Raw genomic sequence first — 12,037 nt, 5'->3', positions numbered from 1 at the left:
ATCGCCATGTCCAGGCCTGTCTTGCGGACGGTCTCGACCAGCAGCACCCCACCTGCCTGCGAGACCACCGCCCGGCCACCGCCCTCGGTACGAACTTCATGAAAGCGCGAGGCTAGGTTCAACGGGTCCGCACCGATCATGGCGAAGAGGAGGTAATCCCCGTGGGACAGGCCGGCGTCCTTCCCGGCAGTGAACTTGTCCTTCGCCGACACCCGACCGCCCGTGCCGTCGTCGTTCACCTCGAACCGCTTCTCGTCCAGGCCCAGCCGTTCGATGACCGGCCTCACCGAGGCACGCAGTTGGTCCTCGGCGGTCTCCCCATCCGCGCGAGGGGCGACCACAAGCAGGTCGGCCATGAACCCCCGGCAGGCCGGACGGCTCAGCCGTCTCGAACTCCATTGCCAGGGGGCGGAGTTCGGCGACCAGGGGCAGCCACGCGCGCAACGCCGCCTCGGCGGTGTGCGCCTGCTCCAGGTTGAGTTGGATGCGGAAAACCACATCGTCCGGGGAGAACCGCATCAGTGGGTCGCGTATCCCTTCTTCGAAACGTTGGCGTGAGAACAGTCCTCTGGGTGTCAGGCCTTCGGCAGCCGCCACACCTGCGGGAACGCGAGCATGTCGTCGAAGAGGTCGAACGCCGGGTGCTCCATGGTCACGGTGGCGGCGTCGCCGGTGAAGAGTGCGGAGCACCTCGCCGCCAGTCGCTCCATGGGCGGCACGTCGGACGCCAGCGGCTTGACCAGGCGGTAGCCGATGGTCGAGTGGAACTGGTACGTCTCGAAGTTCGACGCCCGGATCTCCAGCAGGGCACTCAGCTCCCGTCGGGTCGTCCAGAGTGTGTTGAAGGTGGCGTCGTCGGCGGGGGTGAGGTCCATCGTGAAGTTGGCGTCGAAGGGACGGAACCCCTTGACCTTCATCGTGATCGGGCCCATGGGGGTCAGCGTCGACTTCTGGAGGCGCGCGAGGATCCGCTGGGACACCTCGGAGACATCCGTGCAGTCAGCCAGCCAGGCCGGGAGCTGCTTCTTGCTGATGTCGTCCTGTGTCATGGCGTCGAACACCGTCATGTGCATGCTCTGGCGCGGCAGGCAGACGTACTGATCGGCGAGGGAGGACCGCTTCATGATCTCCATCGCCTCGGTCTCGGCGCGGAAGAAGGCCGAGTCCTGGGGCACGGGGCAGACGAACGTGTTGCCACGGAAGCGCTGCGCGTTGCCGTCGAGGTCCCACTTCTTGCCGGGTCCGGCGGCCAGCGGCTCACGGCGCCCTGGGCGCTGCGAGGCGGCGAACGCCGGGGCGGGGACGATCGCGAGACCGGCAGCAGCGCCGGCAGCGCCGAAGAGGACGCCTCGGCGGTTGGGGGTAGACATGTCACTCCTGTTGAGTTGAAACCCAGACAGGCGAAATATGCCGGGCCGACCTGAACGTCGGATGGCCCCAGGGCTGCACCCAGGCGGAGCACCTGTGCGCTTCTCCCTGACCATGGTCGTCCACGCCTGCCTGACCGTCCTACGGGCCCTCCTGATCACCCACACGCCCCCGCCCGGGACCGGGAACGGAACATGTCATGGCGTGCCTTCACGGGTATCAGATCCGAGGAGTGCCCGTCGTCGGCGGAGATTTTCTTTTCCTGGCCTCTGATGTGGCATCCACCGCCCCGCGGCTCAGAAGTACGGCCGTTGCATCCGGGCCGCGACCACGTGCCCATTCCAGGGCCGTCTTGTCCCTGCCTCTCAGCTTGAGGTCCGCGCCGTGGTCCAGAAGCATGCGCACGATGTCTGCCTGGTTCTCGGCGGCCGCCACCATCAGCGGCGTCGCGCGGGTCGGGTCCAGGCGGTAGTCCGGCATCGCGCCCGCATCAAGCAGGAGCTCGACGATTTCCGCCGCCCCTTGGGCCGCGGCGAAGCGCAGTGGCGTTTCCTCGCCGAACTCACCGATGCGCTGCTCCGGGTCCGCCCCGGCGGCCAGGAGCAGGCGGACCACTGAGGCATGTCTGCCCCACACGGCGAGGTCAAGTGCCGTACGGCCGCGCTCATCCTTCATGTCTACGGGCGCTCCGTCTCCGAGGAGGAGTGCCACACGCTGTTCGTCACCGTCTGCCGCGGCCGATGGAAGGTCTTTGGTCAACGCATTCTTCCCGGATTCAGTGTTTTGATGATGACGTCGCCTGGCTCACCTGATCGGTGGCCGGCTCGAAGAAGCTCAGTGAGTCTGGAGGAAGACGGCTACCGCGCCCACCTCGCCGCGCACACGGGCGGACGGCCAGGCGACTACTGCCGCACTCCCGACAAGGGACGGCCATGGCGCCCGCCTCCCCGAGATCTGGCCGCCAAGGCAACCCCTACATCGCCACCGCCGGACAAGAGGACCACCCCCTCACCGACACCCGCGAAGCCCTCCGCACCCTCATCCGCGACATCAAGTCCGGCAAGGTCGACCACCTCCTGTAGCCAAGGCCACCGCAAGCCTCCCGGGATCTCATCCAGCCGGCGGACTTGGGCGCCCGGCTCTGCTTCGAAGACCAAGCCGGTCAGGGCCCAGGGGGCTGCCGATGCCCTGGACGGGGTTCGCCGGTTCACGGTCATGGGCCGCCAAGCGCCACACCTGCCTACGGTGCGGGAGGGACTGGTCTGCTGGTAGGCGCACGCCCTGGCCAATGCGTTCTCGGCGCCCGGGTCGCGAGGAATTGTCAAATCCTGTGGATGGGACTGCTCGCAAGCTCCGGGCCACTCCGCTTTGGGCCTGTGACCGCGGTGGATGGGTTCCGTCTACTTCGCACCGTCACTCGCGTCCGTGGGGCGAATGTGCGACAGGCCACCCGGCCGGCGCGGCCCTGCCCAGGCCGGTACGCCACCAAGCGGTGCCTGCCGACCGGTCGTACGGGGCTGTCAGTCTTTGTGCACGGGCCGCAGGGTCACCAGGTCGTTGCCTTCGCAGTAGGTGAGCGGCCCGCCGACGGCTTTGTCGGCGTGCCGGAACGCCTGGCAGTCCGATGTGCCCCGCCAGAGGGTATTGCCCCGGTGGTCCAGCAGGAGCAGGCGGTGACCGTCCTGCCAGAAGCCGCCGGTGACGGACCGCGCCGCGGGGCTCAGCCCGTGGGGCCGGACCAGCTGGTCGGCGCCCGCGTACAGGAGCCGGTCCGGGCGGCCGGGCGCGCGGATGATCTCGTTCATGGTGCCGTAGGTGACCAGGTACTCGCCCGGGGCCAGTCGCCGGGAGGGGCGCATGGTGCCGAAGTAGGGATCGACGACCAGGGCGCCTTTGGCGTCCGGCAGTACCATGCGGAAGCCGACGATCAGGGGAAGAGTGCGGTCCCAGCGGCATCCGGTGCGCGCGTCGCGCGGGGCCTGAGGCTGGTCCCAGACGAAGCTGTACCGCCAGCCGCGGTCCCCGTCACCGGATTCCACCCCGCTGGCGCTGGCGAGGACGGTGGCGCGGCAGCTGCCCTTGGCCGGTGCGGTGACCATGATGACCCGGTCGTTGTCCTTGATGATTCGATCGACGATGCCGTCGGGCGGCCGCAGCCCAGCCTGCCAGTGAAGCCCGCCGTCGCCCGGGTCAACAGTGCCGACACGGTCGGGGGTGACCAGATAGGGCCCGCAATGGTCCCCACTGCGGCCGTCGGCGGTGGCGAGCGCGTCGGCCTGGCAGACGACCCCTACCGCCCCGGACACTGCGCGCGTCCACTGGAGTACACCCGCGTCCCAGCCGGTGAGGCGGCAGGACCTGGGGCGGCATACCGCCGTCAGTACCACGGAGCTGTTTTCCAACAGGAAAACCTGGCTGCCGGGCGGCAAGGCCTGACGCCAGATCAGGAGCCCCTGGTCCGGGTCGAGCCCGGCGATCGCACTCGGCCCTCGGCGGCCGTCCCTGCCGCCGACCAGCACCACGCGGCGACCACCGCCGAGCACGGAGTGCGCCGCGCCGGGCTGATGCGAGGTCAACGCGAATTCGGCCGGCAATGCCAGCCGCCAGCCCCCGTTCTCTGCGCCATCCAGGCGGACCAGCGTGCGGCCCTGGCCGAGCAGCCCCGCCGCCGCCGGGGCGTTCAGCGCCCAGGTGCCATCGGGGCCCGGCCGCACCGGCAGTGGAACACGCGAGGCCTCCTCGGGCACCGCCTCCCCATCGCCGAACATCGGCGGCGACGGGGCGAAACAGCCCGCCACCAGCAGCCCCACCACCACGGTCAGTAGCCCTCGCCGCCACCGATGCCTCATCGCCCCCCCCCCCGGATCCGCCCTTACGGTAGAACGCCCGCAAACCTGCTCACCACTCTCCCGCCTCCTTCGTGATGACCTCGTAGCCACGAGGGGGTCGGATCGGCCGTATCCCAGTCGCCCTATGCTGCGGCGATCACGTGCGAGCACATCTGATGGGGGCGGTCATGTTCGACGCGGAAGAGTAATTGTCAACAGCAGCGGGGTTGTTCAGGCTGCAATGACTTCGGGACGTTCCACGAGGTGACCGTTCTTGAAGCGGGCGCCGTTGCGGACGAGGGCAACAAGATGGGGTGCGGTGATCGCGCGCCAGCGGGCCTGGGCGGACTCGACGAGTTTGAACACCATCGCCAGCGCCGCGGCCGGGCTGCCGGCCCCGCGGGTGACTTTGGTCCTCAGCTTCACGGTGCTGAAAGTGCTCTCGATGGGATTTGTCGTGCGCAGGTGCACCCAGTGCTCGGCGGGGAAGTCGTAGAACGCGAGGAGCTCGTCGGTCTCGTCGGTGACCTTCTTGGTCGCTTTCGGCCACTTCGCACCGTAGGTGCGCTCGAAGTCCTTGATCGCCTTCTCGGCGTGGTCGCGGTCCTCGGCGTTGTAGATCTCCTGCAGGGCCTTCTTCGCGCCGGGCTGAGCCGACTTCGGTAGCGCGTTCATGACATTGCGGACCTTGTGAACCCAGCACCTCTGGCGCCTGGCCCGCGGAAATACCTCTGCGAGGGCCCTCCACAGTCCCATCGCGCCGTCCCCGACCCGCCGAGCACCCTCGCGGACGATGTCGTCCATCAGGGATCCAGTCTCGGTGGTTCCGTCGTTGTTGAGTACGCTGAGCACGGGTGTGCCTTCCCAACCCGCGGTGCAACGCGGGTCTACTCGGTGACCATCAATCGATCACTCGGGAAGGTCCGCCCTCCACATTTCGCGAGACAGCCCTCCCCAGGCCGATCCACAGGTCTTGAGCATTGCTCCCGGGTCGCAGAGATCACCGACATACCCGACCTGAGCACCTGGCCCAGGGGCATGCGGCTGATCGTCCGCAAGGAACGCCCCCACCCTGGCGCCCAGATGCGCTTCACCGACCTCGACGGACTACGCCTCACCTGCTTCGCGACCAACACCCAGGGCGGCCAACTCGCCGACCTCGAACTGCGTCACCGCCGCCGGGCCCGCTGCGAGGACCGCATCCGAAACGCCCGCGCCACCTGCCCCTGCACGACACCGCCCAGAACCAGATCTGGCTGGAGATCGTCTCCCTCGCATTCGACCTCCTCGCCTGGATGCCGATGCTCGCCCTGACCGGCCAAACCCGCCGCTGGGAACCCAAGAAACTCCGCCTGCGCCTGTTCTCCGCCGCCGCCCAGCTCGTCGCCACCGGCCGCCGCCGCTGGCTCCGCTTCACCACCCGATGGCCCTGCACCATCGAGATCACCCGGGCAATCGACCGGCTCCAGGCCCTGGGAGCAGTAGACGACTTGAGAGACGTGGATCGCTGCCTTGTGCCCTTCATGTCTGTGCAGCCGTCGAGGCGGGACCATGCACGCGGGCAGGCGGGCTGCCATGAGATGCCACGGCCCTCGGCCGGCTCTCAGGATGGAACTGTCAACTGTTGCGGCGTGTCCACTGCGCGGCCCGGACCGTTCCCTCCTGAATGTCCTGCCGGGGCAGTTGGAGGTCGAATGCGTCCTCCAGGGCGTGGAAGTACAGCTCGAACTCGCTGGTGAGTTCGGGGTGGTCCAATTCGGCACGGCGTATGGCCTGGTTGAGGAAGTCGAGCTGGCCGCCTCGGAAGTAGGGGGCGCGGCCTCGGTCGTACCAGATCAGCTCCAGGACGCCCCAGTCGTCGTCGATACGGTGGCCGTCGCGCATGTAGTCGAAGGTGTAGATGGCCTTCGCGGAGGTGGCGTTCAGGTGCACCGCCTCGGTGACACCGAGCCGGGCGAGAGCCTCAAGATCGGGCCCGAAGCCGGGGGTCTTGTGGTACATCAGGAACGCCCAGTCGCCGGCCTGCCCGTAGCAGCAGGTTTCCCAGACGATGTCCCAGTAGTCGAAGGTCCCGCCGTCCATGCTGCGCAGATCCGCAAGACGGGTCCCGGCGGCGATCTGTGCGGGGTCGGCTCCGTGGAGCAGGGCGATCCGTTCGGCGCTGATGCTCTCGCCGCGGAAGAAGGCGAGGTGGGTGTAGGGGGCCTGCTCGCGCCAGCTGCCAGCGATCCAGGCGAGGCGCTCCAGCGGGTCGCGCCCGCACGCAGCGGAGGGCTGCGTACCGTCCATGCCGCCGTTGCGGAATCGGCTGCCCCAGGCGAGGTTGATCCGGTCCAGCAGCTCGGCCTGCCCGGAGACGAGATTGGCCACCGGGCCGCGACCCGGGGACCGGGCCGCGATGTGCTCGGCGAGCTTGCGGACCGCGTCCTCGGCGGCGAAGTACAGCACCTGATCCAGGTCCTGAGTGACGAAGACCTCCCGATAGGGACCGATGTGGCCGCGCACCGTGCCGTCGTCGTCCAGGACCAGGAAGAGACGACCGTGCGACTCGCCCACGTGCTGCTCGTACTGGTCGGGTGAGGTGCCGATGGGCGGGAGCATCGCGTCGTCGAGCACGTCAGAGCCCGCGGACACCCGGTGCCAGGCCCGCTTGAGTGTGTACGCCGATATCTGCATGGGCGTCAGTATGCGACCGGACACTGACACGGTCGGCTGATCTGCGACGACTCGGCTGGATGGCAAAGATCAGCGTCGCCTGGGTTCGGTGTCAAACACCTCGATTGAATGTCAGGGCGACTGGCTTCGTTGTCCAAGGACAACGGCCACCTTGATCAAGGGGAAGCTTCAATCCACCCCCTCACCCCGAGGATCGGACCACCCGACGGCAACCGCACACGGCCACGCCATAACAGTGCCGAGGCTGTCAGCGAACGCGGAGTTTACCGAATGCCGGATCGTCGACCGCATCCCGGCGGGCGACCACCACATCGTCCTGGCCGCGCCGGAAAGGGGCGGACATGGCGGCCGAGACCAGCCCGGACCGCTGCTGTACCACGACCGCCGTTATACCTCGGTCACGGAGCCGAGGGGGGACGAGGCACGGCAAGGCATCAGCCGACACAACGTCGCAGAACCGCAAGGATCATGATGTGGGGCAACTTCTTCGTGCCGTTCATGCTCCTGCTCACGCCGGACCAGATGCCGGCCTCGGTGAGCATCAACGAGTTCTTCGGCAACCGGGGGATGGTGGCCTATGGGCAGCTCGCCGCGTTCTTGATCGTGCACTCGACCCCGGTGATCCTGCTGTACGTGCTGATCTCACGGCGACTGGGCGGGGGGTTCGCGCTGGGCGGGGCCGTGAAGGGGTGAGCGGGGGAAGGGGGACCGTGAAGGGGGGAGTCAGGGAGCGGGACGGTGAAGGGGGATCCGGGGAACGGGACCGTCAAGGGGTGAGCCAGGGAACGGGACCGTGAAGGGGTGAGCCAGGGAACGGGGCCGTGAAGAGGTCGTCCGGGGAGCGGGACCGTTCGGATTGCGCCGCGGGTTCTTCTCGCTCACCCGGTCGATCGCCGTGTCGACCATGAGGTACACACCTTCGAGGTCCGCCCGCACGGGCGAGACCTGCGGCGTCGCGTCGGGGGCGATCGTCGCCGGGTGTCGGCGGTCGGCGTCGGCAGATGTTCGGCGAATATGCCTCTCCACCTTGCCATTCGCCACATGCGGGACAGCCGCACTCGATCCGGACGCCCGCCCAGGCGACCCGACGCCGTTCTCACGACCGGCACCGGGCCACCGACGGACGATCTTCGGCCACCCCGAACTCACGGCCGAAACCGTATGTTCCTACAATCTGTGATCCTGGCCGAACTGACCGTAGTCGCCGCACGCCCGCGCCCCTAATTTGAGCCCCGTGCGCCGATCCCTGCAGACCCGACCGTCCAGCCCACCGCCGCCTCCCCCGTTCGACGCCCCCGCCGCCCGCCAACTCCGGACCGCCCTCGGAATGGGACCCGAGCATGTCGCCTACGACATGCGGGCCTCGTACGGCCTCCCGTACGTGACCCCGGACCTGGTGATCGCCTGGGAACGCGGGATCACCTCACCCACCACCAACTCCGAACTCACCGCGCTCGCAGGCGTGTTGTGGTGCTCCCCCGGTGAACTTGTCGGCAGACCGCGCACCTTGCGCGAGCACCGACTCTTCCACGGGTTCGCGCCCGAGGACGTGGCCCGGGCCGTCGGGCTCGAACTGCTCGCCTACCTCAGCATGGAGGAGCACGACGAGTGGCGCGGCACCGCCCGTCAGTCGTCCACGTTGTCCGATCTGCTGGAGCTGTCGCTGCCCGATCTCATCGCCGTGACAGGGCATGAACCGAAGCTCACCGAGCTGCTGCGCAACGCCGCGACGACGCGGTGGCAGGCGTACGTCCGTCCGGTCGCGAAGATCGTGCTGCTGGACAAACGGCTCCTGGAGGACACCCTCCGGACACTGCACCGGCAGTACCACAGGCAGTCGGCCTCCACTCTCAGATGGGGTGGCGGTGGCGGTGGCGGCGGCCGTGGCGGTGACGACGCCGTGGACAGCGGGCAGGACTTCCTGGACCGGGTGATCGACCACTTCTGGGCCACGGTCCAGAAGAGCACCGGTTAGGGGACGCCGACGGCAGACCTTCCTGGTGTCCTGCGCCAGGAAGGACGATTCATCGCCCGGACACGCCGATCCGGTCCCGCAGCGCCGACCACACGGCATCCGGCGCGGGGCGTCGGGCCAGCAGGTCGGACGCGGCCCGCGCCTGCGCTCGTAGCCCCGGCTCGGCCAGCAGCTGCTCCACCGTCGTGGTCAGCTTGGCCGGGTCGTCGCAGACGACACCGGCACCGAAGCCCGCGACAACGGACGCCACCTGCGGCTGGTTCGCGATGCGGGGCACGAAGGCCAGGGGCAGGCCGCGTGAGAGCGCGGCCAGCGTGGTCCCCGATCCGCCTGCCGCGACCACCGCCTGTACCCGGTCCAGCAGTTGCCCGATCGGGGCGAACGGGACGGCGCGCACCCGGTCGGAGTCGGCCTCGATGCCCTCAATGGCCTCGGGTCCCGCGGCGAAGCCGGTCGTGACCAGGGCATCGGCGCCGGCGTCGAGCACACCCCGCACGGCGGAGTTGAGCAGCGCCACATCGTCCACGACCGTACCGAAGGTCACCAGCACCACTGGGCGTTCACCGTCGAAGGCAGGGATGTCGACCACCGCCGAGGTGGTGTACGGAGTGGCCCCGATCGCCAACTCGGCCTCCTCGGGAGCAGCGTTCCGCTCACTCTCCAGCCAGTCCGGCCACAACTGGACGGTCGCCAGCGGGGCAGGCGTGGTCAGCTCACGCTGCTCCAGTGCCTTGACCATTCCACCTTCGAGAACCGCGTCGATGGCGGTGGCCGGGCTGTGGACGAAGGTCACCCACGGGATGCCGAGCCGCCGCGCGACCAGCGGCGCGACGTAGTCCCACATCTCCGCGACGATGACGTCCGGGCGCTCGTCCGTGGCTATGGCGCACAGCTCGTCGAAGGCCATGTCGGCGCGGGTCGTCGTGAACATGGCGACGGTCGCATCGAGCAGTCGGGAACTGTCGCTTCGGTAACCGAGAACGTCCTCCCCGGAACGGCGGTCGTTCTCGGCGAGGATGTCCGGCAACGACGGCCCCAGGACACGCGTCGTCAGGCCGTCGACCGCCTGGTGCAGATCCTTCGGCGCGGCGATGACCACCTCGTCCCCTGCGGCGGCGGCCGCCTGGGCGAGCGGAAGCATCGGCAGCAGATGGCCGTACGCGGGAAAGGTGGTGAAAAGCGCTTTCATAACAGCGGTGTTGTTCCCTTCGAACTGATGCGTAACGCGATGGCGATGGCGTTGGCGTTCGCGATGGCGATGGCGATGGCGATCGCAAGGCCCGTGATCAGCAGGACGCACCGCGTCGACGACTGCGCTCCTGTGATCACGCGCTGGCGAGCGTCAGAGTACAACACATTCGCCAGAGTCGACTCTGACGAAAGAAGGGCACGTACGATTGGCGCCATGGCGCGCGCTCGGAACACCACCGCAGGAACTGGCAGGAGGGCCGAATACGCCCAGCTCACGCGTCAGGCCATCCTGGACGTGGCGCGTGAACTGTTCGTCCAGAAGGGATACTTCGCCACGAGGGTTGATGAGATCGCTCGGATCGCCCGCGTCGCGCCGGCAACGGTGTACGCGGTCGGCGGCGGAAAGAACGGGCTGCTCCGCACCCTGATCGAGTCCGGCACCGACGCCGAGGACATCCCGGGCATCCTCGCGCACATCGAATCGATCACCGAGCCGCACGAGCTGATCCGCTTCATCGTGCACGCCACACGTGACAAGTTCGAGCAGTGGTCAGGTCTGATGCGGCAGGTCGTCGCCGCGGCACCCCAGGAGCCGGGCGTACGGGAGATCCTGCAGACCGCTCACGACAGCATGCGTGGCGGCCTGGCACTGACGGCCGGTCAGCTCGACCGGATGGGCGCTCTCCGTGAAGGTGTGGACGTCGCCCGCGCCACCGACCTGCTCTGGCTCCATCTCTGCAACGCCGCCTACTTCGTCCGCACCGACGACCTCGGCTGGTCCTTGGACGAGTCCGAGACCTGGCTCAACGAAGCGTTGGCCTTCGCCGTGCTCGGTCACCCTCGACAGAGGGACTGACTGCCCGGCAGGGCGGACGAGACCGACGGCAGGTGCCGGATCAGAACGATGCCAGGTGCCGGGTGGTTCAGAAGACCGACTCCGTCTCGTCCATCCGCTCCTTCGGGACCGTCTTCAGCTCGGTCACCGCCTCCGCCAGCGGCACCATCACGATGTCGGTGCCGCGCAGGGCGGTCATCCTGCCGAACCGGCTCTGGTGCGCGGCCTCCACCGCATGCCAGCCGAAACGCGTGGCGAGCACCCTGTCGTACGCGGTCGGTGTGCCGCCGCGCTGTACATGCCCGAGGATGACCGGCTTGGCCTCCTTGCCGAGCCGGCGCTCCAGCTCGAACGCCAGTGCCGTACCGATGCCCTGGAAGCGCTCGTGGCCGAACTGGTCGATCGCGCCCGTGCCGTAGTCCATGGTGCCCTCGGCGGGGTGGGCGCCCTCGGCGACGCAGACGACCGCGAACTTCTTGCCGCGGGCGAAGCGTTCCTCGACCATCGTGACCAGGTCGGCGGGGTCGAAGGGCCGCTCGGGCAGGCAGATGCCGTGGGCGCCGGCCGCCATGCCGGACTCCAGGGCGATCCAGCCCGCGTGCCGGCCCATGACCTCGACGACCATCACCCGCTGGTGGGACTCGGCGGTGGTCTTGAGTCGGTCCATCGCCTCGGTGGCGACACCGACCGCGGTGTCGAAGCCGAAGGTGCGGTCCGTGGAGGAGATGTCGTTGTCGATGGTCTTCGGGACGCCGACCACCGGCAGCCCCGCGTCGGACAGCATCCGCGCGGCCGTCAGTGTGCCCTCGCCGCCGATCGGGATCAGCGCGTCGATACCGAAGTCGCGGGCGATGTCGTACGCGTTCTCACAGGCCTCGCGCAGGCGGTCGCGCTGGAGGCGGGAGGAGCCGAGGATGGTGCCGCCGCGGGCCAGGATGCCGCTGACCGCGTCGAGGTCGAGGGTGCGGTAGTGGCCGTCGAGCAGACCGGCGTACCCGTCCTCGAAGCCGATGACCTCGTCGCCGTAGTGGTCGACCGCTCGGTGCACGACCGACCGGATCACGGCGTTCAGGCCGGGGCAGTCGCCGCCTGCGGTGAGAACTCCGATACGCATCGTGCGTGTCTCCTGCTCGCTGTTGAGACCGGTGAGCCAGGTCCGATTGT

Annotated in this window: 12 protein-coding genes and 4 pseudogenes; 7 read left to right on the top strand and 9 right to left on the bottom strand. The window is 68.5% G+C overall.

All coding sequences use genetic code 11. The features are described 5' to 3' along the window. A pseudogene (locus M2271_RS26800) lies at window positions 1-356 on the bottom strand (hypothetical protein); the annotation flags it as partial. Here M2271_RS26800 and M2271_RS26795 point away from each other — a divergent pair. Then, complete coding sequence (locus M2271_RS26795) at window positions 355-558, top strand: hypothetical protein (RefSeq protein ID WP_280889887.1); 204 nt, start codon at window positions 355-357, stop codon at window positions 556-558. The pseudogene M2271_RS26800 and the gene M2271_RS26795 overlap by 2 nt on opposite strands. 17 nt (window positions 559-575) lie before the next feature. On the opposite strand, the gene M2271_RS26790 is transcribed toward M2271_RS26795, so the two are convergent. Both M2271_RS26790 and M2271_RS26785 read right to left on the bottom strand, forming a co-directional pair. Next, complete coding sequence (locus M2271_RS26790; RefSeq protein WP_280889886.1) at window positions 576-1,370, bottom strand: DUF1868 domain-containing protein; 795 nt, start codon at window positions 1,368-1,370, stop codon at window positions 576-578. Window positions 1,371-1,587: 217 nt separating this feature from the next. Continuing rightward, window positions 1,588-2,127, bottom strand: coding sequence for an ankyrin repeat domain-containing protein (locus M2271_RS26785; RefSeq protein WP_280889885.1), 540 nt, complete (start codon window positions 2,125-2,127; stop codon window positions 1,588-1,590). A 173-nt stretch (window positions 2,128-2,300) separates the two neighbouring features. Here M2271_RS26785 and M2271_RS26780 point away from each other — a divergent pair, with 173 nt between their 5' ends. Beyond that, window positions 2,301-2,450 carry a hypothetical protein gene (locus M2271_RS26780; RefSeq protein WP_280889884.1) on the top strand — a complete coding sequence of 50 codons (150 nt, stop codon included), beginning with the start codon at window positions 2,301-2,303 and terminating at the stop codon, window positions 2,448-2,450. A 438-nt stretch (window positions 2,451-2,888) separates the two neighbouring features. Here M2271_RS26780 and M2271_RS26775 read toward each other — a convergent pair whose 3' ends face one another. Next, window positions 2,889-4,217 (bottom strand): PQQ-binding-like beta-propeller repeat protein, encoded by a 1,329-nt coding sequence (locus tag M2271_RS26775; protein WP_280889883.1) that lies wholly within the window; start codon window positions 4,215-4,217, stop codon window positions 2,889-2,891. A gap of 210 nt (window positions 4,218-4,427) precedes the next feature. Then, window positions 4,428-4,967: pseudogene (locus tag M2271_RS26770) on the bottom strand (transposase); the annotation flags it as partial. A 213-nt stretch (window positions 4,968-5,180) separates the two neighbouring features. Here M2271_RS26770 and M2271_RS26765 point away from each other — a divergent pair. Next, a pseudogene (locus M2271_RS26765) lies at window positions 5,181-5,614 on the top strand (transposase); the annotation flags it as partial. Window positions 5,615-5,813: 199 nt separating this feature from the next. On the opposite strand, the gene M2271_RS26760 reads toward M2271_RS26765, so the two are convergent. Next, window positions 5,814-6,872: a hypothetical protein gene (locus tag M2271_RS26760; protein WP_280889882.1), complete on the bottom strand. Its 1,059-nt coding sequence runs from the start codon at window positions 6,870-6,872 to the stop codon at window positions 5,814-5,816. An 88-nt stretch (window positions 6,873-6,960) separates the two neighbouring features. On the opposite strand from M2271_RS26760, the gene M2271_RS26755 reads away from it, so the two are divergent. From M2271_RS26755 to M2271_RS26745, 3 genes and pseudogenes are all read left to right on the top strand, one after another. Continuing rightward, the gene (locus M2271_RS26755) at window positions 6,961-7,344 is read left to right on the top strand and encodes a flavin reductase (RefSeq protein ID WP_280889881.1); all 384 of its coding nucleotides are present in this window, start codon (window positions 6,961-6,963) and stop codon (window positions 7,342-7,344) included. Continuing rightward, window positions 7,338-7,565: pseudogene (locus M2271_RS26750) on the top strand (carbohydrate ABC transporter permease); the annotation flags it as partial. The gene M2271_RS26755 and the pseudogene M2271_RS26750, both read left to right, overlap by 7 nt. Window positions 7,566-8,199: 634 nt before the next feature. Beyond that, window positions 8,200-8,847, top strand: coding sequence for an XRE family transcriptional regulator (locus M2271_RS26745; protein ID WP_348539195.1), 648 nt, complete (start codon window positions 8,200-8,202; stop codon window positions 8,845-8,847). Window positions 8,848-8,896: 49 nt separating this feature from the next. On the opposite strand, the gene M2271_RS26740 is transcribed toward M2271_RS26745, so the two are convergent. Together M2271_RS26740 and M2271_RS26735 are read right to left on the bottom strand one after the other, a co-directional pair. Then, entirely contained in the window at window positions 8,897-10,036 is a 1,140-nt protein-coding gene (locus tag M2271_RS26740) for a glycosyltransferase (protein ID WP_280889879.1), read from the bottom strand. Next, on the bottom strand, window positions 10,033-10,203 hold the full coding sequence (locus tag M2271_RS26735) for a hypothetical protein (protein WP_280889878.1): 171 nt from the start codon (window positions 10,201-10,203) through the stop codon (window positions 10,033-10,035). Before M2271_RS26735 ends, M2271_RS26740 begins: the two co-directional genes overlap by 4 nt. A gap of 49 nt (window positions 10,204-10,252) precedes the next feature. Between M2271_RS26735 and M2271_RS26730 the strand changes: the two genes are divergently transcribed. Then, on the top strand, window positions 10,253-10,894 hold the full coding sequence (locus tag M2271_RS26730) for a TetR/AcrR family transcriptional regulator (RefSeq protein WP_280889877.1): 642 nt from the start codon (window positions 10,253-10,255) through the stop codon (window positions 10,892-10,894). 67 nt (window positions 10,895-10,961) lie between these two features. Here M2271_RS26730 and M2271_RS26725 read toward each other — a convergent pair whose 3' ends face one another. Then, entirely contained in the window at window positions 10,962-11,987 is a 1,026-nt protein-coding gene (locus M2271_RS26725) for an ATP-dependent 6-phosphofructokinase (protein ID WP_280889876.1), read from the bottom strand. Between the last annotated feature and the right edge of the window lie 50 nt (window positions 11,988-12,037).

This window comes from Streptomyces sp. LBL (genome assembly GCF_029893585.1).
GTDB lineage: Bacteria > Actinomycetota > Actinomycetes > Streptomycetales > Streptomycetaceae > Streptomyces.
The sequence above is the reverse complement of the archived record's forward strand: the minus strand, read 5'-3'. Positions and strand labels throughout refer to the sequence as shown.